At 58.0% G+C, this 25,927-nt stretch carries 21 protein-coding genes; 11 read left to right on the forward strand and 10 right to left on the reverse strand.

Annotated elements, in window-relative coordinates; all coding sequences use genetic code 11:
* Positions 1–3: 3 nt before the first annotated feature.
* Positions 4–1,791, reverse strand: a complete 1,788-nt coding sequence (aspS, locus tag QZ869_RS06385) for an aspartate--tRNA ligase (protein WP_296103343.1) — start codon at positions 1,789–1,791, stop codon at positions 4–6.
* A 286-nt stretch (positions 1,792–2,077) separates the two neighbouring features.
* Between aspS and rnd the strand changes: the two genes are divergently transcribed.
* The 3 genes from rnd to QZ869_RS06400 all read left to right on the forward strand — a co-directional run bounded on the left by rnd (position 2,078) and on the right by QZ869_RS06400 (position 6,007).
* Positions 2,078–3,247, forward strand: a complete 1,170-nt coding sequence (rnd, locus tag QZ869_RS06390; protein ID WP_296103344.1) for a ribonuclease D — start codon at positions 2,078–2,080, stop codon at positions 3,245–3,247.
* 170 nt (positions 3,248–3,417) lie between these two features.
* A complete protein-coding gene (locus QZ869_RS06395) occupies positions 3,418–4,440 on the forward strand; it encodes an adenylate/guanylate cyclase domain-containing protein (RefSeq protein WP_296103346.1) in 1,023 nt (340 codons plus the stop codon).
* Positions 4,441–4,645: 205 nt separating this feature from the next.
* Positions 4,646–6,007, forward strand: a complete 1,362-nt coding sequence (locus QZ869_RS06400) for an esterase-like activity of phytase family protein (protein ID WP_296103350.1) — start codon at positions 4,646–4,648, stop codon at positions 6,005–6,007.
* A 76-nt stretch (positions 6,008–6,083) separates the two neighbouring features.
* On the opposite strand, the gene ppx is transcribed toward QZ869_RS06400, so the two are convergent.
* The 4 genes from ppx to QZ869_RS06420 all read right to left on the reverse strand — a co-directional run bounded on the left by ppx (position 6,084) and on the right by QZ869_RS06420 (position 11,740).
* Positions 6,084–7,607, reverse strand: coding sequence for an exopolyphosphatase (gene ppx / locus QZ869_RS06405; RefSeq protein ID WP_296103353.1), 1,524 nt, complete (start codon positions 7,605–7,607; stop codon positions 6,084–6,086).
* Positions 7,604–9,808 (reverse strand): RNA degradosome polyphosphate kinase, encoded by a 2,205-nt coding sequence (locus tag QZ869_RS06410; protein WP_296018106.1) that lies wholly within the window; start codon positions 9,806–9,808, stop codon positions 7,604–7,606. Before QZ869_RS06410 ends, ppx begins: the two co-directional genes overlap by 4 nt.
* 64 nt (positions 9,809–9,872) lie before the next feature.
* The gene (hdaA, locus tag QZ869_RS06415) at positions 9,873–10,586 is read right to left on the reverse strand and encodes a DnaA regulatory inactivator HdaA (protein ID WP_296103357.1); all 714 of its coding nucleotides are present in this window, start codon (positions 10,584–10,586) and stop codon (positions 9,873–9,875) included.
* Positions 10,586–11,740, reverse strand: coding sequence for an AI-2E family transporter (locus QZ869_RS06420; protein WP_296080211.1), 1,155 nt, complete (start codon positions 11,738–11,740; stop codon positions 10,586–10,588). The genes hdaA and QZ869_RS06420 overlap by 1 nt, the downstream gene beginning before the upstream one ends.
* Before the next feature lie 234 nt (positions 11,741–11,974).
* Here QZ869_RS06420 and purM point away from each other — a divergent pair, with 234 nt between their 5' ends.
* Together purM and purN are read left to right on the forward strand one after the other, a co-directional pair.
* Complete coding sequence (purM, locus tag QZ869_RS06425) at positions 11,975–13,048, forward strand: phosphoribosylformylglycinamidine cyclo-ligase (RefSeq protein ID WP_296039306.1); 1,074 nt, start codon at positions 11,975–11,977, stop codon at positions 13,046–13,048.
* Positions 13,045–13,704 carry a phosphoribosylglycinamide formyltransferase gene (gene purN / locus QZ869_RS06430; RefSeq protein WP_296103361.1) on the forward strand — a complete coding sequence of 220 codons (660 nt, stop codon included), beginning with the start codon at positions 13,045–13,047 and terminating at the stop codon, positions 13,702–13,704. Before purM ends, purN begins: the two co-directional genes overlap by 4 nt.
* 67 nt (positions 13,705–13,771) lie before the next feature.
* Here purN and QZ869_RS06435 read toward each other — a convergent pair whose 3' ends face one another.
* Positions 13,772–14,710: a phytanoyl-CoA dioxygenase family protein gene (locus QZ869_RS06435; protein ID WP_296103364.1), complete on the reverse strand. Its 939-nt coding sequence runs from the start codon at positions 14,708–14,710 to the stop codon at positions 13,772–13,774.
* 130 nt (positions 14,711–14,840) lie between these two features.
* Between QZ869_RS06435 and QZ869_RS06440 the strand changes: the two genes are divergently transcribed.
* Positions 14,841–15,692 carry an AraC family transcriptional regulator gene (locus QZ869_RS06440; protein WP_296099495.1) on the forward strand — a complete coding sequence of 284 codons (852 nt, stop codon included), beginning with the start codon at positions 14,841–14,843 and terminating at the stop codon, positions 15,690–15,692.
* Between the two features lie 11 nt (positions 15,693–15,703).
* Here QZ869_RS06440 and QZ869_RS06445 read toward each other — a convergent pair whose 3' ends face one another.
* Both QZ869_RS06445 and QZ869_RS06450 read right to left on the reverse strand, forming a co-directional pair.
* Positions 15,704–16,321, reverse strand: coding sequence for an NUDIX domain-containing protein (locus QZ869_RS06445; protein WP_296103366.1), 618 nt, complete (start codon positions 16,319–16,321; stop codon positions 15,704–15,706).
* A gap of 12 nt (positions 16,322–16,333) precedes the next feature.
* The gene (locus QZ869_RS06450; protein WP_367115312.1) at positions 16,334–18,484 is read right to left on the reverse strand and encodes a molybdopterin-dependent oxidoreductase; all 2,151 of its coding nucleotides are present in this window, start codon (positions 18,482–18,484) and stop codon (positions 16,334–16,336) included.
* A 65-nt stretch (positions 18,485–18,549) separates the two neighbouring features.
* Here QZ869_RS06450 and QZ869_RS06455 point away from each other — a divergent pair, with 65 nt between their 5' ends.
* Positions 18,550–19,398: a 23S rRNA (adenine(2030)-N(6))-methyltransferase RlmJ gene (locus tag QZ869_RS06455; protein WP_296103371.1), complete on the forward strand. Its 849-nt coding sequence runs from the start codon at positions 18,550–18,552 to the stop codon at positions 19,396–19,398.
* A 109-nt stretch (positions 19,399–19,507) separates the two neighbouring features.
* Here QZ869_RS06455 and QZ869_RS06460 read toward each other — a convergent pair whose 3' ends face one another.
* Complete coding sequence (locus tag QZ869_RS06460; RefSeq protein WP_296018121.1) at positions 19,508–20,464, reverse strand: lysylphosphatidylglycerol synthase domain-containing protein; 957 nt, start codon at positions 20,462–20,464, stop codon at positions 19,508–19,510.
* A 205-nt stretch (positions 20,465–20,669) separates the two neighbouring features.
* Here QZ869_RS06460 and QZ869_RS06465 point away from each other — a divergent pair, with 205 nt between their 5' ends.
* Positions 20,670–21,398, forward strand: a complete 729-nt coding sequence (locus QZ869_RS06465) for a ribonuclease (protein WP_296103374.1) — start codon at positions 20,670–20,672, stop codon at positions 21,396–21,398.
* Between the two features lie 18 nt (positions 21,399–21,416).
* Entirely contained in the window at positions 21,417–22,010 is a 594-nt protein-coding gene (locus tag QZ869_RS06470) for a glutathione S-transferase family protein (RefSeq protein ID WP_296103376.1), read from the forward strand.
* A gap of 76 nt (positions 22,011–22,086) precedes the next feature.
* Here QZ869_RS06470 and QZ869_RS06475 read toward each other — a convergent pair whose 3' ends face one another.
* Entirely contained in the window at positions 22,087–22,737 is a 651-nt protein-coding gene (locus tag QZ869_RS06475) for an outer membrane protein (RefSeq protein ID WP_296018128.1), read from the reverse strand.
* A 369-nt stretch (positions 22,738–23,106) separates the two neighbouring features.
* On the opposite strand from QZ869_RS06475, the gene QZ869_RS06480 reads away from it, so the two are divergent.
* The gene (locus QZ869_RS06480; protein ID WP_296103378.1) at positions 23,107–23,874 is read left to right on the forward strand and encodes an SDR family oxidoreductase; all 768 of its coding nucleotides are present in this window, start codon (positions 23,107–23,109) and stop codon (positions 23,872–23,874) included.
* Positions 23,871–25,913: an excinuclease ABC subunit UvrC gene (gene uvrC / locus QZ869_RS06485; protein ID WP_296103380.1), complete on the forward strand. Its 2,043-nt coding sequence runs from the start codon at positions 23,871–23,873 to the stop codon at positions 25,911–25,913. The genes QZ869_RS06480 and uvrC overlap by 4 nt, the downstream gene beginning before the upstream one ends.
* The last annotated feature ends 14 nt before the right edge of the window (positions 25,914–25,927 follow it).

Raw genomic sequence — 25,927 nt, forward strand, 5'->3', positions numbered from 1 at the left:
CGCTTAGTCCTTCTTGGACGGAACGACGCGCAAAGCCAGTTCGCGAAGCTGTGTCGGCGTCGCAGGCGACGGCGCGTTCATCAGCAAATCCTGGGCCTGCTGGTTCATCGGGAACAGCGTGATTTCGCGCAGGTTCTTTGCACCGACCAGCAGCATGACCACACGGTCGATACCGAAAGCACAACCGCCATGCGGAGGTGCGCCATACTGGAAGGCACGGTAAAGACCGCCGAAGCGCTCTTCCACGTCGCTCTGCGACAGACCGACCTTTTCGAACGCCTTGACCATCAGTTCCGGAGACTGGTTACGGATGGAGCCAGACGCAATCTCGAAGCCGTTGCAGACGGCGTCGTACTGGTAGGCCTTGATCGACAGCGGATCCTGACCGTCCAGCGCTTCCATACCGCCCTGCGGCATGGAGAAGGGGTTGTGGGCGAAGTCGATCTTCTTGTCTTCTTCGTTATATTCGAAGAAGGGGAAGTCGACGATCCAGCACAGCTCGAAACGGTCACGATCAACGAGGTTCAGTTCCTCACCGGCGCGGGTGCGGGCTTCACCGGCAAACTTGTAGAACTTGGCAGGATCGCCCGCCACGAAGAAGCAGGCATCACCGGCTTCCAGGCCAAGCTGCGTGCGCAGTGCCTCGGTGCGTTCCTCGCCGATATTCTTGGCGAGCGGACCGGAGCCTGCGATCTTGCCGTCCTCTTCCTTCCAGAAGATGTAGCCGAGGCCTGGCTGGCCCTGGCCCTGTGCCCAGGCATTCATGCGGTCGCAGAACGCGCGGCTACCGCCGGTCTTGGCAGGGATTGCCCAGACTTCGACCTTCGGGTTCGACGCGATCATGTTGGCGAAGACCTTGAAGCCGGAACCGGCGAAATGATCGGTCACGGCCTGCATGACGATCGGGTTGCGCAGGTCCGGCTTGTCGGAGCCGTATTTGCGGATCGCTTCGTCGTAAGGAATGCGCGGCCATTCTTTTGTGACGGGTTTGCCTTCGGCGAACTGCTCCAGAACCGATGTCATCATCGGCTCCATGGTTGCCCAGACATCTTCCTGCGTTACGAAGCTCATTTCCACGTCGAGCTGGTAGAACTCGCCCGGCAGACGGTCCGCACGCGGATCTTCATCACGGAAGCAAGGCGCGATCTGGAAGTAGCGGTCGAAGCCTGCCACCATCAGAAGCTGCTTGTACTGCTGCGGCGCCTGCGGCAGAGCGAAGAACTTGCCTTCGTGAATACGGCTCGGCACGAGAAAGTCGCGCGCGCCTTCCGGCGAGGAAGCCGTCAGGATCGGAGTTGTGTATTCGGCAAAGCCAGCCTCGGCCATGCCATTGCGCATGGCGGAGATAATCTGGGTGCGCTTGACGATGTTCTTGTGAAGAGTATCGCGGCGAAGATCGAGGAAGCGATACTTCAGGCGAACGTCTTCCGGATAGTCAGGCTCACCGAAGACCGGCAGCGGCAACTCCTTGGCCACACCCAGCACTTCGATCTCTTGTGCATAGAGCTCGATTTCGCCGGTTGCCATGCCCTTGTTGACGGTATCGTCCGAACGCGCCTTCACGGTGCCATCGATGCGGATCACCCACTCGCCGCGCACAGTCTCAGCCGCCTTGAAAGCCGGGCTGTCGGGATCGGCAACCACCTGGGTAATGCCGTAATGGTCGCGAAGGTCGATGAAGAGAACGCCGCCATGGTCTCGAACGCGATGCACCCAACCGGAAAGACGGACGGTCTCGCCGACGTGAGACTTGCGAAGAGCGGCACAGGTGTGGCTGCGGTAGCGATGCATGATTGTATCCTGAAGAAGCGTGTCATGGCCTCTGGGGCCGACTTTCGAAATTTGGCGGAAAAGCGCATGGCTGAACCGATTTGTCAAGGAAAAGCGCCACGCACGAGGCTTTGCCGCCCGGCCAGAACTTACTGCCGAACGCCAAAGAGAGGCGGATAAGAAGAAAATACGGCACGAGATCGACGATTGGCGGGGCAAAAGCGTGGAGTAAAGCCGCCTCTGATATTGACATGCGGCGCCCAAAGGGAAAGTAAGACGGAGTGTTTTCCAGGACTGGCCAAACGTAATGATTGAAACGACAGCAGCACTCGCCGACGCTTGCAAGGAGCTGGCGAAATCGGAATTCGTCACCATCGACACCGAGTTTCTCCGCGAAACCACCTTCTGGCCGCAGCTCTGTCTCGTGCAGATGGCAAGCCCCACGCTCGAAGTGCTGGTGGACCCGATGGTGAAGGGTATCGATCTGACGCCGCTGTTCGAACTGATGGCCGATCCGAATGTGGTGAAGGTTTTTCACGCCGCCCGCCAGGATATCGAGATCATCTATCATCTCGGCGGCCTCATCCCCCATCCGATCTTCGACACGCAGGTCGCAGCCATGGTTTGCGGCTTCGGCGATTCGATCTCTTACGATCAACTGGTGCAGAAGACCAAGAACGTCCAGATCGACAAGTCCTCCCGCTTTACCGATTGGAGCCGCCGTCCGCTCTCGGAAAAGCAACTGGATTATGCGCTGGCGGACGTCACCCATCTGCGCGATGTCTATATGGCGCTGAAGTCGCAGTTGGAGCGCGAAGGGCGCTCATCCTGGCTGAAGGAAGAGATGGATATTCTGGAAGCGCGCGAGACCTATGACATGCATCCCGACGATGCATGGCTGCGTCTGAAGTCGCGGCTTCGCAAGCCGACCGAGCTTGTCATCCTGAAATTCGTTGCAGCCTGGAGAGAGCGCGAAGCACGCTCGCGCAACGTTCCGCGTTCGCGCGTGCTCAAAGACGATGCGATTTTCGAGATCGCTCAGCAGCAGCCGAAGGATGCGGAAGCGCTGTCACGCCTGCGCACCGTTCCAAAGGGTTGGGAGCGCTCCACCTCCGGCACGGCCATCATCGAGACGGTCAATGCGGCACTAGCCCTCCCCAAGGCCGACATGCCGCAGGCCCCGCGCCACAGCCATTCGCCGGAAGGCTCGGGTGCCGCCGTGGAACTGTTGAAGGTGCTCTTGAAGCTTTCGGCGGACAAGCACGGTGTCGCCGCAAAGGTGATCGCCAACAGCGAGGATCTCGACAAGATCGCATCCGAAGGCGAAAAGGCAGAGGTTCAGGCGCTCTCCGGCTGGCGTCGTGAACTCTTCGGGGAGCCCGCTTTGAAGCTCATCCGCGGAGAAGTCGCCCTTCGCTTTGCAGGCAAGAAGGTCGAGGCAGTCGAGATGCCAGCGCAGGGTCAGGCCACCGAATAAGGTGAAAAGCGGGGATCGTGCAAAACTGCCACAACCGCGCCTCTTCATGATCGATCGCTTGAACATCTCTTTTGGCGGCACCTGATCCGCATTATGATCCCGCACCGGGAGGAATCGACCTGCTCACTTGGGAGGAAGTGACACCCAATCCCCTCAGTTAAGGGCAGATGATGAGAAAAATTCTGGCGATGCTGGACTATGTCGTGCTGTTTCTGGCGGTTGCCGGAAGCGGCGTGGTCTATGCATTCCTCGAATATGGCGGCGGCGCATTTATTGGGGCAACCTACGCCCTATTCGCCTGCGCGCCGATTCTCGCCTTTGAACGTGGCCAAATTCTCCCGGGCCTTTCTAAAAAGATCAGCATGCTGCCGACTCCCGCTTATATTGCGGTCGGCATGGTCGTCTATGTCATCCTCGTCTTTTGTGGATTCGGTCTCGGCGGCACCATTCTGTGGGCGACCGGCGTTCTTCCCACAAGCTGGGCGCGCGCCGTGCATGCGGAAATGCAGACGATGGTGTTTACGCTGGGTGTCTGCGCCATCATCGTCTTCATCATGCGAGTGCGAGAGCTCCTGGGACGCGACATCTTCATAGACCTGATCCTGGGACGCTATCGCAGGCCGGTCAGCGAAGAACGCGTCTTTCTCTTCATCGATCTCGTCGGTTCCACCTCCTTTGCCGAGACCCATGGAGACCTCAAGGCACAGGAGTTTCTAGGGGAGCTTTTCTCCGCCTATGCCGCTCCGGTCAGGAAACATGGCGGCGTCATCGACGACTATATCGGCGACGCGGCGATCATCACCTGGCCCTATCATCTCGCGATCCGTCGTGCGGCCTGCATCAACTGCGTCTTCGATATCCTGTCGCAAATCGAAAGCAGCCGTGCGACCTGGATTGCCCAGTTCGGTACTGTACCGAAGCTTCGTTTCGCCATTCACGGCGGGCCGGTGATCACCGCCGAAATCGGCGTGGACCATCACAAGATCACCTATTTCGGCGATACGGTGAACACGACGGCACGACTGGAATCGCTGAGCAAAATGCTTGGCCACCCCATTCTGATCTCATCCGATCTTGCCCATCAACTTCTCCTGCCCAAGGGCATCAAGAGCGAGTATCTCGGCGAACATGCCGTCAAAGGTCGCGGTCAGACGCTCGGCGTCTGCGCGCTCACCCGCCAGCCGGCGCTGTAAGAAACAAAAGCCGTCATCAAAGCTTCAAAGTGATTTTGTGCGCCTGTCACAAAGCCCGCCTATCGGTCCATTGCTCCTCCACAGCATCGGCCCGAAAATCGGAATCGATTTTCGGAAAGCACGATGCGTAGATCCAAAAAGTTAGAGCGTCCTTTGTGCGTCCTAAACGAAGCACGCCGCTCTATGCAACAGACAGGTATGCTCCATGAAAAAAATCCTGCTTTCTTCAGTTGTCTTCCTCACGCTCGGAACCCTCAATGCGCTTGCCGCTGAGAAAGAGTTTCCGGCAAAGCTCGTATCGCAGGCCGTTCTGCCAGCCAATACGATCATCCCGGCACCGGCCGATGCTCCGGAGTTTTTGAAAAGTGCAGGCAAGTTCACCACGCCAGACCGCAAACGTGCGGACGGCCTCGGCACTGTGCCGGGCAAGGACGGCGTTCGTCAGACTGGCCTCTCCATGCCGTTCGACGGTCAGGCGATGCAGGGCTTTTCCGGCATCAAGGCGATGGACGATGGTACCTTCTGGAGCCTCTCCGACAACGGCTTCGGCTCGAAGCTGAACTCCAGCGATGCGATGCTGATGCTTCACCACCTGAAATTCGACTGGGATGCCGGCAAGGTGAACGCGCTCGAAACGGTCTTCCTGTCCGATCCCGACAAAAAGGCACCCTTCCCGATCGTCATGGAAGGTTCGGATAAGCGCTACCTGACAGGCGCGGATTTCGACGTGGAATCCATCCAGCCGGTCGCGGATGGTTTCTGGGTCGGCGAAGAGTTCGGGCCCTATATTCTGAAGTTCAGCCGAGAAGGCAAGCTGACGGATGTGATCGCTACCAAGGCCGGTGATATCGAAGTCAAATCTCCCGACAACCCGATGCTGGCGCTCCCTGGCAACCCTACCCAGAAACTTCCCGCCTTCAACCTGAAGCGCTCCGGTGGCTTTGAAGGCATGGCGATGTCAAAGGATGGCACGAAAATTTATGGCCTGCTGGAAGGCCCGCTCTACACCGCTGACGGTCAGGTCGAAAAGACGGAAGACGGTGCAACTGGCCTGCGCATCATTGAGCTCGACGTTGCCTCCAAGGCGTGGACCGGTCGCACCTGGCTCTATCCTCTAGCAGAAGGTGGCGAGGCAATCGGCGACTTCAACATGCTGGACGACAGCACTGCGCTGGTGATCGAGCGCGACAACGGTGCCGGTACGTCCGACAAGGCCTGTGCCGACCCGAAGAAGCCGGAGCCGAACTGCTTTGCAGCACCTGCCAAGGTGAAACGCATCTACAAGATCGAGTTCAACGACGCCAATGTCGGCAAGGCCGCCCGGAAGATCGGCTACATCGATCTGATGAAGATCGCCGATCCCGACACGAAAGCCCGGCAGGGCTCCGAGAACGGCATCTATACCATGCCTTTCGTCACCATTGAAAACGTCGACCGTGTCGATGCCGAACATATCATCGTCGGCAACGACAACAACCTGCCCTTCTCGGCCGGTCGTGCGCTGGACAAGGCAGACGACAATGAGTTCGTCATCCTGGACGTGAAAGACCTGCTCGACGCGAAGTGACGATTACGAGCGTCGCCCTCTCGGCGGCGCTCTCTCCCTTCAGCGAACCTTATTATCCGCGCTAAGTGTTCACAGATTACTCGAAAACGAAGGCCAGCCGCTTTCCCGTCAGCTTCGCCAACTGCTGCAGGCGTCCGTCCAGCCGCTCGCCGGCGAAATCGCAATACTCATGCGGCACGACGAATTCCAGATCGAGATCCGGGTTATCCGACTTGCGGAACCGCAGGTGATCCACCACGCCCGGCATGGAGGCCGAGAAGAGGTAGACGACACGGAGCAGCCCACCCAGTAGTTTGGCAAGCTCTAGCAGCCGCGGCCCGGCCATGTCGGCAAGCGACTGCGTCGTGCCGTTATCGTTCAGGCCTTCGAAGCGATAATAATTGGCGAGCGCAATAAAGGCGCGGCCTGGATGGGTGATCGACACGAATGATGAATGAGCAATGACGTTCAGAGCTTGTAGCCCGCGGTAATCCGGATGGGCGCGCCAACTGATATCCGCCAGCAAGCATGCCGCCTGCCGGTATCGTCCTTCTTCTTCCGTTTCATCGATGCCGAATACAGGGACCGTTCTGCCTGTCCAATCGGCAAGTTCACGGGCATGCTCGGGAGACCGGGCACGCAGAACCGCGAGTTCGTCGGCTGCGACCAGCAGCGGGTCCGCCGTCTTGTCCGTCTCGGACAACAGCGAGTAAAGATAGCCTTCACGCACGCCTTGCGCCGAGAACGCAATCTTCGCCGGCTTCATGGCTTCAAGCACTTCACGCATGGCAACCGCGCCAAATGGCAGCAGCGATCGGCGGTTCTTGGAAACTGCCTGCCAGGCCGGATCCTTGCTGTCCTTAGAGGCGATGACCTCATTTAAGAAGTTGAGCATCTCCTGAAGCGGAAGCTCATAGCCCTGCATCATGTGCAGGGGGTAATGGGTGATCTCCATATGGAGCTTGGCGATGTTGCGCCATGTACCGCCGACGGCATAGAAGGTGCGGCCTTCGCCGGCCGCCAGCAAATCGGCACTCTTCTTGACCTGCTTCTTGGCAAAAGCCGTCGCCTTCTCGAGCGAGCCTCCTGCCTGTTCGGAAAGCCTCAAACCGCCGAGCGGCAGCGTGATACCCTTGCCGCAGGTGCTTCCCTTGATGTCGATCAGTTCGAGCGATCCGCCACCTAAGTCGCCGGCAATGCCATCGGGATCGTGAAACCCGCTGATGACGCCATAGGCCGAATAGAGAGCCTCACGCTCGCCGGAGAGAACCTCGATCTCGCAACCGAGAATCTCTTCCGCATCGCGAATGAAGTCAGGTCCGTTTTCGGCTTCTCGTGCTGCTGCAGTGGCCAAGACATGCACCTGGGTGGCCTGCGCCTGATCGGACAACGCGCGAAAACGGCGCAACGTCATCAGCGCTCGCCTTACGCCTTCATCGTCCATGCGCCCGGTCAGCGCCAGCCCTTTGCCCAGACCGCAAAGTACCTTTTCGTTGAACAGCACCACAGGCGCGCGCGATAGACCTTCATAAACGACAAGGCGAACCGAGTTCGAACCGATGTCGATGACGGAAACGGGGGCAAGGCCGACGAGCCGCCCCTGTGCTTCTGATCGTGTCATTCAGCCTGTTTCTTGCGGGAAGAGATCAACCCGGCAATCAGTTTTGGCGCACTGGATTTCAAAGCTTCACCACGTCCGGACAGGCTGGGATTGGTCATGAAATAGTGCTGCGCGTTGAACGGTTCCTCGCCCTTGCGCACCTCGATACGCCTGGACGTTCCGTCGGGAAGTATCTCGTAGCTCTGCTGGTTGTCAATGAGATTGCCGAGCATGATCTGTGAAAGAACCTGTTCATGCACAGTCGGATTGACGAGTGGCACGAGGGTCTCGACGCGTCGATCTAGGTTGCGAGGCATCATATCGGCAGAACCGATATAGACCAGCGCCTTGTCCGACGGGAGGCCTTGGCCATTGCCGAAGCAGAAAATGCGGCTGTGCTCGAGGAAGCGACCAACGATCGATTTGACGCGGATATTGTCAGAAAGACCAGGGACCTGCGGGCGAAGGCAGCAAATGCCGCGCACGACCAGATCGATCTCCACACCCGCAGCGCTTGCCCGATAAAGCGCATCGATGATTTCCGGGTCGACCAGAGAATTCATCTTCATCCAGATCGCAGCCGGCGCGCCGTTCTTGGCATGCTCGATTTCGTCGTTGATATGCTTCAAGATGCGCGGGCGCAACGTATAGGGCGAAACCGCCAGCTTCATGCCCTCTTCCGGCTCGCCATAGCCAGTGATGAAGTTGAAGATATTGGCCATGTCATGGGCGATCTTCGGATTGCAGGTGAAGAAGGACAAATCCGTGTAGATCTTCGCCGTCACCGGATGGTAGTTGCCAGTACCGAGATGGCAATAGGTGCGTAGTTTGCCATCTTCACGGCGCACAACCATAGACATCTTCGCATGGGTTTTAAGCTCGATGAAGCCGAAGACGACCTGCACGCCGGCGCGCTCCAGATCGCGTGCCCAGCGGATATTGGCCTCTTCGTCGAAACGCGCCTTCAATTCGACGAGCGCCGTCACCGACTTTCCGAGTTCGGCGGCATCGATCAGAGCGCGAACGATCGGGCTGTCATTGGAGGTGCGGTAAAGCGTCTGCTTGATCGCCAGAACGTCCGGATCGCGCGCCGCCTGCAGCAGGAACTGCACGACGACGTCAAAGCTTTCGTAAGGATGGTGAACCACCATGTCCTTTTCGCGAATGGCGGCCAGGCAGTCGCCCATATGTTCGCGAACACGCTCCGGGAAGCGAGCGTTGTAGGCTTCAAATTTGAGATCTTCACGTGGTGCTTTCGCCAGTTCCGAAATCGTGTTGAGCGCAAGCAAGCCCGGCAGGACGGCCACGCGGTTTTCCGGAACGTCCAGCTCCTGGACAACGAATTGGCGAAGCGACTGCGGCATTTCGCTATCGGTTTCAATACGGATCACCGAACCACGGCGGCGACGCTTCAGCGCGCTTTCGAAGTAGCGAACCAAATCTTCGGCCTCTTCTTCCAGCTCAATATCGCTGTCGCGGATGATGCGGAATGTGCCGAAGCCCTTGACGGTGTAGCCCGGATAGAGCCGGTGGATGAAGAGCCCCACCACATCTTCGAGCGTGATGTAACGGATCGCCGTCTTGTCATCCGGCAGGCGGATAAAACGATCAAGTGCGGTTGGCAGGCGCAAAAGCGCCGTCATCGGCTCGCGCCCATTGACGCTTTCCAACTGGAGCCCCATGGAGAAGCCGAGATTGGGAATGAAGGGGAAGGGGTGCGCCGGATCGATGGAGAGCGGCGTCAACACAGCGAAGATACGTTCCTCGAACTCGTTTTCCAGCCATGCGCGGTCTTCGTCCGAAAGCGCTGGCGGACGAACGATATACATATCTTCTTTAGCAAGATACTGCTGCAGAACGGCAAGCGAGGCTTGCTGCTCCATCTGAAGATTGTCGATTTCCTTGAGGATTTCCTCAAGCTGCTCGGCTGGCGTCTTGCCATCAGGCGTCTTCATGCTGATGGACTGGCGCACCTGCCCTTCCAGACCGGCAACGCGCACCATGAAGAACTCGTCCAGATTGGCGGCGGAGATGGAAAGAAAGCGCAGTCGTTCCAGAAGCGGATGGGCGGGATTCAGCGTCTCTTCCAGAACGCGGCGGTTGAACTGCAGCCAGGAAAATTCGCGGTTCACAAAGCGACTGGGGCTCTCCCAGAGATTTTCAACCTCCGTTGCGGACGCCGAGTTGTTACCTTCCAACTCTTTCTGCACAACCGAATCCATCAAATCGCCCACCCCTGATAAGTTTCAAAGCCCGTATAACAGTTTGACGACGGAACTATGACAGTCAATCGTCTTGCGAAGCCGCTCCCAGTTCAGTGAGAACCTCCGCCGCCAGCGACCGGCTGATCCGTGTACCACGAGAGAGCGCCAGCCGGTCGAGCCGCTCGACGAGGATCTGCGCGGTGTCGAGGGACCGTTCCATTCGCGCCACGATATAACTGACGAGTTTGTCATCCATATAAAGCTGGCGATCGGCGAAGAGCTTCATCAGCACCTGCGCCAAAAGGTCCTCATCGGGCTCGCCGATCTCCACAACCGTTGCCGCCTTCAGCCGGGAGCGTAAGTCCGGCAGTAACACGGGCCAGCTGGCGGGCCACTGTCTTGTCGTGATCAAAAGCGACGTCCCGTTTTCCCGCACGCTGTTGATGACGTGGAAAAGCTCGGTATCGTCGAAGCCGACGCGGTCGGCATCTTCAAACAAGACGGGCGCCTTCTCGGCAGCGCGTGCGGCATCCGACCCCAGCTGAGGATTAATCGCCACGGCACCACTGGTGTTTCTCCAGATCGTGGCAAGGTGCGATTTGCCAGACCCGGGAGGGCCAGCAAGAATGACGACCGGTGACGGCCATTTCGGCCATTCATCGACGATACTGACGGCGGCATCCAATGGAGCGGCGACCAGCAAATCCTCGCGACCCGTGGCGCTGCTATGAGAGAAGGCCAGCGGCAACTGTTCGGCTTTGGGCCGGAACGGGCCGGGCTTATCACTTTCGTTCATCAATCAGCTCTGGAATCGATCTGCGCGTCGATCTTCTGCGAAGGCACCACATCGGGTTGCCAAGGCAGATTGGCTGCGCGTCCATGATAGAGATCGCTCTCCAGATAGCGTGACAGAGCGAAGCGGACAAGAACGCCGACGGCTGCCGCGGCCGGTACCGCAACGAGCAGGCCGACGAAGCCGAAAAGCGCGCCGAAAGCGAAGAGCGCGAACATCAACCACACCGGATGCAGACCGACGCTGCTACCGACGAGCTTTGGCTGCAGGATATTGCCCTCGATGAACTGTCCGGAGAAGAAGACCGCAAGCGTCAGGATCACATAGAGATAGTCCGGCCAGAACTGGACGAGCGCGACGCCGAGAGCCAAAACCAGACCCACCATCGAACCTATATAGGGAATGAAGCTGATGGCGCCAGCAAACATGCCGATCAGCAGGCCGAAGTTCAGACCGACGAGCGACAGGCCAACCGCGTAGTAGACGCCAAGGATGATGCAGAGCGAGCCCTGCCCGCGGATGAAGCCGGCGATGGTCGAATCCATATCACGCGCGATCTGACGAACGGTTGCAACATGATCGCGCGGGACCCAGCTGTCGACCTTGTCAATCATCCGGTCCCAGTCCAGGAGCAAATAAAAGGCGACGACCGGAGTTACGACCAGAAGCGAAATGACGTCGATCAGCGATTTGCCGGAATTCCAGATCTGCGTCAGCAAGGTGCCGATGAATCCTGCCCCTTCGGCGAGAAGCTTGGAGAAGTTCTCCTTGACCGTGTCGATCTGCGCGCTGACCCACGACGGCAACAGGTTCGTATCCGCTCCGGCGATCAAATTCTGCAGCGCCGAGATGTAGGACGGAATACGGCTGATGAAGTCCGACGCCTGCGCCGCGATCAATGGAATGATGATGATCAGCGAAAGCGCAAACAGGAGCACGAAGGAAATCAGGATGAAGATGCTCGCCATCATGCGGCTTAAGCCACGGCGCTCCAGCCAGTCGGCAACCGGGTCAAGGAAATAGGCGAGCGCCATGCCTGCAACGAAAGGCAACAGAATGGAACTGAACACCATCAGGAAGACGACAAAGACGACGAGCGCACCCAGCCAGAAAAATATCTGGCGTCTTAGATTGATGCCTCTGATCTGTGGCTGCATCTCGTTTTCCTTCGCGGCAAGTGATGCCTCATAACGCACTGCAACGAGATAGGATGCCCCGGTGGGAGAGGTCAAGGGTGACGACAGGTGGTCAGACACCTCAACAGCGCATTGCTTAAGGCCTCGACGCGGGCAAAAAGGCACGAAAAACGTCGGCTGCAGCGCTCTTATGCTTGCATCGACACCCGTCTCATGCGAATGGCGAGCCCAAGAAAACCAGCGGAGACGAGAGCCATGAGCCAGTCGGGCAAGAACGGTCTTACCTACAGTGATGCAGGCGTTGATATCGATGCCGGAAACCTGATGGTCGAGAAGATCAAGCCAGCGGTTCGCTCCACCCGCCGCCCGGGTGCGGATGGCGAAATCGGCGGTTTCGGCGGTCTGTTCGATCTGAAAGCTGCGGGCTTCACCGACCCTGTTCTGGTTGCTGCAAATGATGGCGTCGGCACCAAGCTCAAAATTGCGATCGACGCGGATTTTCACGACACCGTTGGCATCGATCTCGTCGCCATGTGCGTCAATGATCTCGTGGTTCAGGGTGCAGAGCCGCTCTTCTTCCTCGACTACTTTGCCACCGGAAAGCTCGACCCAGACCAGGGCGCTGCCATCGTCAATGGCATTGCCGCAGGTTGCCTGGAATCCGGTTGTGCGCTGATCGGCGGCGAGACGGCTGAAATGCCCGGAATGTATTCCGATGGCGATTATGATCTCGCAGGCTTTGCGGTTGGCGCTGCCGAACGCGGAAAGCTTCTACCAGCTGGCGATATCGCCGAAGGCGACTTGATCCTTGGCCTCTCTTCATCGGGCGTTCACTCCAACGGCTTCTCGCTGGTGCGCAAGATCGTCTCGCTGTCCGGCCTCGGCTGGGATGCGCCCGCTCCTTTTGCCGAAGGCAAGAAGCTCGGCGAGGCTCTGCTCACGCCAACACGCATCTATGTAAAGCCGCTCCTGAAGGCGATCCGCGAGACGGGTGCGCTGAAGGCACTGGCCCACATCACTGGCGGCGGTTTCCCGGAAAACATTCCGCGCGTACTGCCAAAGCATCTAGCGGCGGAAATCGATCTCAACTCCATCGAAGTGCCTGCGGTATTCTCCTGGCTCGCCAAGACCGGCGGCGTTGCGGCAAATGAAATGCTGCGCACCTTCAACTGCGGCGTCGGCATGATCGTTGTCGTTTCCGCCGAGAATGCCAAGACGGTGACAGATGCCTTGACGGCGCAAGGCGAGACTGTGTTCCCGCTGGGACGCATGGTGGCCCGTGAAGAGGGCGCGCATGGCACGATCTACAAGGGTACGCTCGGACTATGAGCCTCAGTGCTCCACGCAAGCGTGTCGTCGTCTTCATTTCCGGCAGCGGTTCGAACATGGTGGCGCTGGCACAAGCCTGCCAAGCCCCTGATTTTCCCGCAGAGATCACCTGCGTCATCTCCGACAAGCCAACGGCAGGCGGGCTTGCCAAGGCGCAAGGCTTTGGCATCCCGACGCTGGTTTTTGAGCGCAAGAATTATGCGAGCAAGAGCGAGCATGAGGCCGCAATCCTGGCAGCACTCGGCGAGCTTGCGCCCGATATCATCTGCCTCGCCGGCTATATGCGCCTGATCTCCGGCGAGTTCATTGCGCCTTATGAGGGTCGGATCATCAATATCCATCCCTCGCTCCTGCCGCTTTTCCCCGGCCTCCATACCCATCAACGCGCCATCGACAGCGGCATGAAGATCACCGGCTGTACAGTGCATTTCGTGACTGAGGGCATGGATGAGGGACCGGTCATCGGCCAGGCCGCCGTGCCTGTTACCGCTGGCGACACGGCGGACAGCCTCGCCGCCCGCGTTCTGACGGTTGAGCACAAGCTTTATCCGCTGTCACTTCGTTTGCTGGCTGAAGGCAAAGTGCGGATGGAAGGCGGGAAGGTCGCCCGGAGCACAGACAGCAGTTCCGAACTCCAGACGCTCATCTCCGTCTAACTGAGGTTGTTAGCCGGAAGTCGCGACCGGGTCGCCATCCCATATGGAAGGCGACCCCGCAGCATCCTCACCAGCGCTGCAACCCAAGCAGCTTTTCACCCAGCGGGTTAAGTTTTGCCGTCTGTGCATTGTGCTTTTCCCACTCGCGGGGGTCACCAGGAAAAGCATCTCGGCGCGGGTGATCGCGTTCCTTCCACAGTCGAATTCGCTCCAGTCGTGCTTCCTCGTTATCGAACTCGGCAGGATGCATAGAGATATATTGTGCCATGCGCACTCGGTCATCGGAGTGGTTCGGTCTGACGCCGTGCGCCAGAAGCGAATTGAAGATCATTAGATCGCCCGGCTCCATGTCGATATTGACGATCGAAAGACCGGTCATATCCGGGTGCATCGGGTCACGATCCTCAGGCTGCGTCTCCACCCACTCGTCAAAATGCTCGAAAAGATACGGGACGCATTGGAAGCCTCCGACATCGCCGTCCTGCTTCTGGAGACTGAGCACACCTTGAACGCCGATCGGCAAGGGGCGGATGGATGTATCGACATCCCAGTGGATGAAGCCGTTCGGATTGCCCTTCACTTTTTTGGGTGGGTTGAGATTGGCCCGGTCGATGGTGACCCACAGGTCCTCCCTATCCCAGATATCGACGAAAATATCATAGACGCGCTGCTCCATACGGTTATCCCAGAGATGCTGATGGTTATAGATCTCCAGCATGCCGGTATTGTTGAGCTCCTTCATCTTGTGTTCGCGCCGTTGCGGCGCGTACCAGGTGGAAGGATCTTTCGGATCCTTCTCGTCGAAGCGCCAAAGCAAATCGACAAGTCGCTCCACATTGGCCGCAGGCACCGCCTGACGGGCAATGATATAGCCCTTGGTGATCCAATGCTCCCAATCGGCCTGCGATAAAACCCGTAGCGGCAAGGTTTTTTGGATATCCTTAAGCTGCGTTGTAGCAGTCGTCGTCGGATGGCTGTCGCGTTTCAAAGCTGCGCTAGTCTGCATTTTCCTCTCCCATCGAAATCTCCCTGAACAACAGGCGATGGATGGAGACTAAGCGCTGCAAGATATTGGTGTTGTCGAACACTGGCCAATTTCGATACTATTCTGGCGTCTCCAGCCCGATGAGTGCGCAATGCGGTCATATCTCGAACACCTACTCCTGCCGCCCGGCTCATCCTGGAGCAGGCTCAACAGGCGTCTCGACGACGGTATTCCATTCGAGTGGCATCACCATCCCGAATTCGAACTGACACTGACGCTGAACTCCCGCGGTCAGCGCTTTATCGGTGACCATGTGGATCGCTACGACGACGGCGATCTCGTTCTCATCGGACCGAACCTGCCGCACACATGGGCATCCCGAGATAGAATCCGGGAAGGCGAACCGCATACCGCACTCGTCTTCTGGTTCAGCCGTGCATGGATTGAGCAGTTGACGACCGAAACGGTGGAGTTGCGCCCCATCCGCCGCCTGATCGACCGCGCTGGCGGCGGTCTTGCTTTCGATCCATCCATCGGCCTGTCGCTGGCGAAGGACTTCGAAGCCATCTATTCCAGGCCGCCAGCCCAGAGCCTCTTCGGCCTGCTGGACATTCTGCTGCGCATCTCCGCACTCGAGGCGCAACCACTATCAGCAACGGCGCCACCGCAGGCAGAGGCCAGTCGCGAGCGGATCGATCGCGTTCTGCAGCACCTTCATCAGTCCTATCAGCAGCCGTTGCGCATGGAAGATCTCGCCGAGATTGCCGCACTCAGCGTTTCAGGCCTGCATCGGCTCTTTCGCAAGCACACGCAGCTCAGTGTTTCGGAGTATCTGATCGGTCTGCGGATCGGCGAAGCCTGCTCGCGTCTTTCGGCGACGAACCAGCCTATTCAATTCATCGCGGCAGAAGTAGGCTACGCGTCGCTCGCCAACTTCAATCGGCAGTTCCGCCGTCTGCGCGGCATGTCGCCGCGCGCGTACCGCGCATCGTTTCAGCGTTAGGCAAAGTCAGTTTATAAGCTCGTTCGATTAAGCATCGCCCATTGCAGCATGATGATCGTCTTGGAGTCGGTGATCTCCCCTGTTGCGATCATGCCATAGGCAGCGTCGAGGGACACGGTCAGAACTTCGATGTCCTCCCCCTCGTTTTCGAGACCGCCACCCTCTCCCGCCTTCTCGTCCAGATCGACGCGGGCGTAGAAAAGGCTGACCTTTTCGGTCAAAGTGCCGGGGCTTGCATAGGCATCGAAGAGGTAACGCGGCGCACTGACGGCATAACCCGTCTCTTCCATCGATTCGCGGCGAATAGCCTCGTCCGGCTGATCGCCGTCCGTGAGACCGGCGGGGATTTCCAGCATGAAGCTTGGATCGCCATTCACGTAAGCGCCGGGGCGGAACTGGCGCACCAGCACCACTTCCTCCCGCTTTGGATCAAAAAGCAGGATGGCCGCCGCCACGCCATGATCATGGACTTCGCGATGGATGCGGAACACCCGCCCATCGCGAGCCGTCTGTTCGAAGATCATCGTTTGCAGGTGGATGAAGTTTCTCCAGACCGTCTGCTGTTCGATGAGCCTGACGCGTGCTTCGTCATCGACGTGCGAGACTGGAATAGCGGTGGACTGCGTCATGGAAAACTCCTGTCAGGCTTTCTTGAGCCACACCTTGTTATCGTGGAACGCCGCGCCGCCGTAAGGAGCAACAGCATCGGCACCCGTCAAGACATTGATGCCCTCGCCGTCGAGATGTGCTTTGTTGGGCCATAGCCCTTCAGCGATCAGCACGCCGGGGCGAGCGCCATCGACGATTTTGGCGTGGATGCGCACTTCGCCGCGCCCATTGCCGATCTGCACCACATCACCTTCCGCGATGTCGAGCCGCAGAGCGTCGACGGGCGAAATCATCAATTCGGGACGGCCTTCCTTTTGCACCGAGGTCTTGGTTTCCGCGAAGGTCGAATTCAGGAAGTTGCGGGCCGGAGACGTGGCAAGCCGGAAAGGATGTTCCGAGTCCACCGTTTCGATCACATCGACCTGATCGGGGAATTTTGGAAAGGCGTCGGCAGGCCCCATGACGCCGATATTTTTCGGCGGCTTGTTGGGGGAAGGTCCGTTCTGCCAATCCGGGCTGAAACGGAACTTGCCGTCGCCATAGCCAAACCCTTGGAGATAATGCGCGATGTCGAATTCAGGCTGCGCATCGATCCACTTCTCCTCAGCCAGATTGTCAAAGCTGCCCCACCCACTCGCTTGAAGAATGGTCTCGACATGCTCGCGCTCACTGAGGCCAAAGCCCGGCATATGGTCGACACCAAGACGCTTGGCGAGTTCTTCGATCACGAAGAGATTGGTGCGTACCGTCTCCGGCGGTTCGACCAGCTTGGGCCCAAGCAGTATGTGGTTCTGGCCACCAGCGCGATAGAGATCGTCGTGCTCAAGGAACATGGTCGCTGGCAGAACGATATCGGCAATCTCAGCCGTTTCCGTCATGAACTGCTCATGCACGGCAACGAACAGGTCCTCGCGCTGGAAGCCTTGGCTGACCAGCCTTTGTTCGGGGCAGACATTGGCCGGGTTGGTATTCTGGATCAACATCGCCGTCACCGGTCCGCCGCCGCGTAGTGCATCGGAGTCGCCGGTCAGGATACGACCGACCTGCGACTGATCGAGCTGGCGGACATTGGGATCGGCATAGGCCGTTCCCATCAATTCCGCCTTGTTCAGCCGGAAGATATCGCCATTGTTGTGGAAAGCGCCGCCGCCCTCATATTGCCATGAGCCGAGAACCGTAGCGATCGACAGTGCAGCATGCATGGCAACCGCACCGTTACGCTGCCTCGCAAAACCATAGCCCAGACGGAAAAAGCTTTTCTTCGTGGTGCCCACGAGCTTAGCGAAAGCCTCGATCTCCTCCACCGAAAGCCCGGTGATCTCTGCGGCCCATTGCGGCGTCTTCGACGCAAGATGCGCTTCCAACCCTGCCGGATCGTCGGCGAATTTTTCCATGTAGGCGCGGTCGGCATAGCCATCGCGGAAGGCGATATGCATAACCGCACAGGCGAGCGCGGCGTCCGTGCCAGGGCGCACGACAAGCTTCATATCTGCCTGCTTCATCGTCGGATTGTCGTAGATATCGACAACGACGATCTTAGCACCGCGTTCCTTGCGCGCCTTGACCGCGTGGGTCATGACATTGACCTGTGTAGCGACAGCGTTAGTGCCCCAGATCACGACGACATCGGCTTTCGCCATCTCGCGTGGGTCCGGCCCGCGAAGCGCGCCTGTGCCCATTACATAGCCGGTCCAGGCCATATTGGTGCAGATCGAGCCGAAGAAGCCGGAATATTTCTTCGCATGACGAAGCCGTTCGATGCTGTCGCGCTGGACCTGCCCCATGGTACCAGCATAAAAATACGGCCAAACGGCCTCGGCACCATGCGCAGCTTCCGCCTTGATGAAGGCATTGGCGATCTCGTCCAGCGCATCGTTCCAACCGATCTCCTGCCAGTCGCCAGCGCCTTTCGCGCCCTTGCGACGCTTTGGCGTCAGCAACCGGGCCGGATGATAGATGCGCTCGGAATAGCGCGCCACCTTGGCGCAGATCACCCCCGCCGTGTAAGTGTTGGCATTGGCGCCACGCACACGGCCTATGCGGCCATCAGCGTTGATATCGACCTCAAGCGCGCAGGCGCTCGGACAGTCATGCGGACAGACGGTGTGGCCGGTGCGGGTCGCTTCGGTCACGGCTTTGGCGGAAATCGGGGTCGCAACATTCATGGATTTTCTATATGGCATGTCAAAGGTCGCCAAAAGGGCGAAGTGACGCGCATCAAGATAATTCATAAAAGGCATCGCCCCAGATGAACTACCGGCACATCTACCATGCAGGCAACTTTGCCGATGTTCTCAAACACGCCGTTATGGCGCGGCTCGTCCGCTATCTGCAGAACAAGGACAAGGCGTTCCGCGTTCTGGATACCCATGCCGGCATCGGCCTCTACGATCTTTCCTCCGAAGAGGCGCAGAAGACGGGTGAGTGGCAGACCGGCATCGGCAAGATACTGGACGCCGATCTTCCGGCAGACGTCGCTGAACTGATGGAGCCTTATCTCTCAGCCGTTCGGGAATTGAACCCGGAGGGCGGGCTCAAATACTATCCAGGCTCCCCAAAGCTCGCCCGGATGCTGTTTCGTCCGCAGGATCGGCTTTCAGCCATGGAACTGCACCCGGACGATTTCCGTGCACTGTCACGCCTGTTCGAAGGTGATTATCAGGCGCGCATCACCGAACTTGATGGCTGGCTGTCGCTGGGCGCGCACTTGCCGCCGAAGGAAAAGCGTGGACTCGTTCTGGTCGATCCGCCCTTCGAAAAGGAAAACGAGTATGAGCGCCTCGCGGATGGTTTGCACAAGGCGTACCGCCGCTTTGCCACAGGCACTTATTGCCTCTGGTATCCGCTAAAAAAGAACGCGCCTATCAAGGACTTCCACGAGCGCCTGCAATCCTATGAGATTCCCAAAATGCTCTGTACCGAGCTGTCTGTCAGAAGCGACCGGCTTGAGGGCTTGAGCGGCTCTGGCCTGATTATCGTCAACCCACCCTACACGTTAAAGGATGAGCTGCACGTGATGCTGCCAGTGCTGAAGTCGATCATGGCGCAGGACCGATACGCCTCGCATCGCGCCTTCTGGCTGCGCGGCGAAGAATAGAGCATATCGCGCAAAAGTGTTCAGCGGTTTTGCGATAACGGCATGCGGCAGAAGACGGAGCTAAAGCGGAAGGAGCGAATCTGAAAGATCGCGGCACGCTCTAGAAACGCTACTTCTGCTGCAACCGTCTTTCCTCCCGCTCGGCGGCAGCAAGCTGTGAGCGTTCGAAGAACAGGATGACGAACAGCCCGATGACGAACGGGATGATCAGGTAGAGAAGGCGGAAGACGAGAAGTGCGGCGATGACGTCTGCCGGGTTCATATCCGGCAGGCCCATGACGAAGACGAGCTCTAGCACACCCAGCCCTCCCGGCGCATGCGAGATCAGTGCGGCGGAGAAGGAAATCAGGAAAATCCCCAGGATCACCATGAAGCCTGGGTTGCCCACCTCAGGTAGCGCGAAATAGATGATACCGGCCGCGCCGATCAATTCGATCGGCCCGATGACCAGCTGCTGCACAACGAGTTTCGGTACCGGGTAAAACAGTGTGAAAGAGCCGATCTTTAGCGGCTTCAGCTTCATCAGGCTGCCGAGAATGTAAAGCGCGACGATTGCGAGCAGCAGGATTCCGGTGGTGCGCGAGGCTTCCACAGGCAGGACATCGACGAAACGCTCGGTGATCTCCGGCTCATAAACCAGGATGAATCCGACCAGCATGATCGTGCCGATAAGGAAGGTAAAGGAGCAGAGCGCAACGAGAATTCCCACTTCCGCAGCGCTCAGCCCTTTGGAGGTATACGCGCGGTAGCGTACCACAGCACCGGAAAAGACCGACGCACCCACATTGTGGGAGAGGGCATAGGTGGTGAACGATGTCAAGGTGATGAAGAGCCAGCCGACCTTGCGTTTGAGGTGTTGCAAGGCGATGCGGTCGTAACCGGCAAGAGCTGCATATGCAACCAGCGTACAGAGCCCCGACATGAGCCAGTGATGCGTATTGATGGCAATCAGGCTATCCCATACATCATCGAGCGAGAGATGGCGCAGTTCCTTATAAAGCAGCCACACGGAAAAGCAGATCGTCGCAATCCCGATGACAGGCCAGAGATACTTTTTCATTTTCATGCGGACATGCCCAGGCTCAATCCTCCCTCCGGCAGATGCATTACGCCGGATTCGATAAGCTTATTCACTATACCAACTCCGGTTCAACACGAAGGATGCCGCAGAGATGATTTTTTGGCAGTCTATTTGCCATAGGGGGAAGATGATATAAAACCCGAAACCCGTTCAACACATCGTCATCCTTGCCAGAAAGACACCGTCCTCGATGAAACAGTATTTCGGTTTTATCGCACTTGGCGCCCTGTCACTGGCAGCAGTTGGGTGGCTTATCCTCGGCCAACCTCAGCCTGCACCCGGTCCTGTGGCGCAAGGAACTGAAACCCGCCCATCGCCGAACTCAAGCACAAAAACAGAAACCTCAGAATCCGGTTTTGATTTCTATGTACTCTCGCTCTCCTGGTCTCCGGCCTTCTGCGCCAGTGACGCTGGACGCAATAGCCATCAGCAATGCGGCGCGGATCGGAAGTTCGGTTTTGTGGTTCACGGGCTTTGGCCGCAAAACGCTCAAAGCTATCCGGAATTCTGCGGGGCCGACAAACAGGAGCGCGTTCCTGACAACCTCGGGCGAAGCATGTTCGATATCATGCCGTCCATGGGGCTCATCGGCCATCAATGGCGCAAGCACGGCAGTTGCAGCGGCCTGACCCAGAAACAATATTTCGATAAGACCCGTCATGCTTATGATCGCATCAAGCTCCCCGCCGACATCTCGACCGGCGATCAGAGCAAGCGGCTTTCCGCCGACGCCATAGAGACCGCTTTTGTGAATGCCAATCCGGGCATGACAAAGGGTGGTATCGCCATCAGTTGCGACGGACCGCGACTGGAGGAAGTGCGGATCTGCCTGTCAAAGGATCTGTCCTTCCGCGACTGCCCTGAGGTCGATCGCCAGGGTTGCCGGTCAAACGTCGCAGAGATTATCCCCATCCGTTAGTGAAACAGGAAAAATGCAATGGAACTGCTATTTGCTCCGGCCTCCCCTTATTCCGCCAAGGTGCGCATGGCGGCGCGCTATCTTGATATCGGCATCACCGATGTTCGCGTTGACACCAATGCAGAGCCAGCAACGTTGATCGACAACAATCCGCTCGGCAAGATCCCCGTGCTCTTGCACGAGGGTGGCTCCGTCTATGACAGCGTGGCGATCATGCATTATCTCGATCGCGTTTCCCGTGGAAAGCTCTATCCTAAGAAACATACCAAGCGCACCGAAGCCGAGATCCTCGAAGCCCTTTGCGACGGTGTGATGGACTGCCTGCTGGCGATCGTCTACGAAAAACGCTTCCGACCGGAGGAGAAGGTCCAACAGGAGTGGATCGATAAGCAATGGCGCAAGGTGGTGAAAGCGCTTGATTACCTGAACGATAATCTGCCGAAGACCGGCAAGAAATTGCATGGTGGCCACTTCGCACTGGCTGCGATGATCGGCTATCTCGATCTGCGCTTCTCTGGGCAATGGGCGGATGGCCGCAAGCGGCTAGCGGATTGGCCGGAAAAGTTCGGCAAGAAGTTCAAGCAATACACGGAGCTAAAGTCCGCTGGCTGATCGTGGAGTTTTCCTTGGTATAAAAACAGAAAAGCCGGGGCGCGAACCCCGGCTTTTCCGCATTATGCCTGACTGATCAGAACTTGACGCCAATACCGGCCTTGACGCTGTGGTCATCGAAGCCGCGCGAGACGTTGCCACCGTTGATGGCGAAGTCCTTGTCCTGGTAATCAGTGTAACGATACTCAAGACGTGCCGTGATGTTGTCGGTGACGAGAGCTTCAACACCGGCACCAACCGTGTAGCCGAGAGCCGTCTTGTCGTCCTTGCTGCCGGTGACAGTGTCACGCAGTTCGTTGTTCGATACTGCAAGACCACCCGTACCATAGATCAGGAAGGGGTTCATGTCGTAACCGACGCGAGCGCGCAACGAGCCATTGAGCTTCTGCTTGCCCTGAAGGTTGCCGCCGGCAGAGCCCTTTTCATCGCCATAAGCGAGATCGGCTTCACCACCGTATACGATCTGGCCGTTCTGCCAGTTGTAACCGCCGTAAACGCCGCCGCCGAAACCGTCAGCATCGCGACCGTTGTTGCTGCCGCTGAAACGACCCCAGTCGTAGTTCACGGTACCACCGAGATATGCGCCAGACCAATCCTTGATCGGTGCGGGCTGCTCAACTGCGACCGGCGCCTGCGGAACTTCATTTACCGCATCGGCTGCCTGTGCTGCCGAGAAAGCTGCCGCGGCCATGGTAGAAGCCAAAAGTGTTGCAACGATAGTACGCATGCCATTCTCCTTTTCAAACCCGCGGGGGCACTCAAACACTCGGTCCCAACGCGGTACAAAACAGTTAGTTCCCTGCCCGTCTGGAAATGCAAAATGATAGGGGAATGAGGAAATCACAGAGCCAAAATGTGAATTGATTGAGGCACAGCCGTGACGGAAATTGGACGTTGCCAAAAGGACACAGAAATCTATTAAGGATAACGGATCGTTAATTTAAGCAAAGCGCGTTTTTACTTGTGTTTACATCAAATTAAGCTGGCAAAACTCGTGCCTGATAAATCTGTATAACGCCATTCGGATGTGGGCAAACCTCACGGTTTCGATTTATATCTACAGGTAAATGTGGAATAAGCAGAGCACGGGTCCGCTTTGACAGAGACTATACCGAAGACCGTCTTGATCACGGGCGCAGCGCGCCGCATCGGCAAAGCCATCGCCGATTACCTTGCTTGCGAAGGGTTTGCGGTGGCGATCCACGCACGCTCTTCTTTGGCCGAAGCCGAAGAGTTCGCTAACGATTTACGGCGAAAAGGTGGCAAAGCGGTCGTCTTACAGGCCGACCTCATGGATTGCGCCTCCACCGCCGAATTGATGGAAAAGGCAACAAAAGCCCTTGGACCCGTGGGTGTTCTCGTCAACAACGCCTCTGTTTTTCATAAAGACGAGGCCGAAACCTTCGACGCCGAGACCTTCGACGCGCATTTTGCCGTACATGTGCGCGCGCCGTCTATCCTCTCAGCCGCATTTGCAAAGCAACTGCCGCAAAAGCATTCCGGTCTGATCGTCAACATCATCGACCAACGCGTGTTGGCGCTCAATCCGCGGTTCTATTCCTACACATTGTCCAAGGCAGCGCTTTGGGCCGCAACGCAAACACTGGCGCAGAGCTTTGCGCCACGTATCCGGGTCAATGCCATCGGCCCCGGCCCGACGTTTAAAAATGAGAGACAAAGCCCCGAGGACTTTCAGGCGCAGGTCGACGCCCTTATATTGAAGACAGGTCCGAAGCCCGACGAGTTCGGGCGGACGATTCGCTTTCTTTACGACACCCCCTCGATGACCGGCCAGATGATCGCACTCGACGGGGGCCAGCACCTTGGCTGGGAAACCCCGGACGTGGCGGAGATTAATGAATGAACGGAAAGAAGCTGCCGGATGGCGGTGTTCTCTTCGATGAAACCGACGACGATGAAGACGATATTGCACCGTCCAACGGCGAGACCGCCGGGGAGCGGGACAATGCAGGTATCGACTGGAACGCCGGATGGAAGAACGAGTCCGGCTTGAAGGGCATGGATCTGATCGGCGAGTTCGTCAAACACCTGCCGAACAATCCCGGCGTCTATCGCATGTTCAACGAGGCTGGCGATGTTCTTTATGTGGGCAAGGCGCGCTCGCTGAAGAAGCGTGTCAGCAACTATGCGCAGGGCCGGGTGCATTCCAACCGCATCGGCCAGATGGTGCGGCTGACGACTCACATGGAATTCGTCACAACTCGTACCGAAACTGAAGCCCTGCTGCTGGAAGCCAATCTCATCAAGCGCTTTCGTCCGCGCTTCAACGTGCTTCTGCGCGACGACAAGTCATTTCCCTACATTCTGATCACTGCCGACAACCGCGCGCCCGCCATCTTCAAACATCGCGGTGCGAGAGCGCGCAAGGGCGCCTATTTCGGTCCCTTCGCCTCTGCCGGTGCTGTCGGTCGGACCATCAACTCACTACAGCGTGCCTTTCTGATCCGCACCTGCACCGACAGCGTGTTCGAGAGCCGTACGCGGCCTTGCCTGCTCTACCAAATCAAGCGCTGCTCCGGCCCTTGCACCCACGAGGTCAGCGATGAGGCTTATGCAGAGCTCGTACAGGAAGCCAAGGACTTCCTCTCTGGAAAAAGCCAGAGCGTGAAATCCACCATCGCCCGACAGATGAACGAGGCCTCGGAAGATCTCGATTTCGAACGCGCCGCCGTTTATCGCGACAGGCTGGCCGCATTATCGCATGTGCAAAGCCACCAGGGCATCAACCCTGCAGGCATCGACGAGGCGGACGTCTTCGCCATCCATCACGAAGGTGGTGTTTCCTGTATTCAGGTCTTCTTCTTCCGCACAGGACAGAACTGGGGCAACCGCGCCTATTTCCCCAAGGCCGATCCGTCTTTGCCGGGCTCGGAAATTTTGAATGCATTCCTCGCCCAGTTCTACGATGACAAACCGGTGCCAAGACAGATCCTCTTGTCTGAAAGCGTAGACGAGCAGGAATTGCTGGCGGCAGCCTTTAGCGAAAAGGCCGGGCACAAGGTCGTGCTTTCAGTGCCGCAGCGCGGAGAAAAGAAGGATGTCATTGACCATGTACTCGGCAATGCGCGCGAAGCCCATGGGCGCAAGCTTGCCGAGACCTCGTCCCAGGCACGTCTTTTGAAGGGCTTTGCCGAGACGTTCGGTCTGACCCAGATCCCGCGCCGTATCGAGATTTACGATAACTCCCATATCATGGGCACCAACGCGGTAGGCGGCATGGTGGTGGCCGGGCCAGACGGCTTCGTCAAAAACCAGTATCGCAAGTTCAACATCAAATCGACTGACATCACGCCGGGCGACGACTTCGGCATGATGCGGGAAGTGATGACGCGTCGCTTTTCGAGGTTGCTCAAGGAAGAGGGCAAACCCGACCGCAGTCAGCCGGTTTCGCCGGAGGATGCAGCAGATATGCCCTTCCCGACCTGGCCGGATGTCATTCTGATTGACGGCGGTCAAGGACAGATGACGGCAGTGCGTTCCATTCTCGACGAACTCGGCATCCGTGACTGTGTGACAGCGATCGGCGTTGCCAAGGGCGTTGACCGCGATGCAGGACGCGAGCGCTTCTTTACCGATACGCGCAGCGACTTTTCGCTGCCGCCGCGCGATCCCGTTCTTTACTTCGTCCAGCGCCTGCGCGACGAGGCGCACCGTTTCGCCATCGGTTCGCACCGGGCGCGGCGCAAGAAGGAGATGATCAAGAATCCTCTCGATGAGGTCAGCGGCATCGGACCGGGTAGAAAGCGTGCGCTTCTCCAGCATTTTGGCACCGCCAAAGCCGTCTCCCGCGCAGCGCTCAGTGACCTGATGGCCGTGGGAGGCATTTCAGAAACTGTTGCAAAACAGATTTACAATCACTTCCACGAGAGCGGCCGCGAGTGACCGGGCGGCTTTTG

Origin of the sequence: uncultured Agrobacterium sp. (assembly GCF_913777885.1) — a bacterium.
Taxonomy (GTDB): domain Bacteria; phylum Pseudomonadota; class Alphaproteobacteria; order Rhizobiales; family Rhizobiaceae; genus Agrobacterium.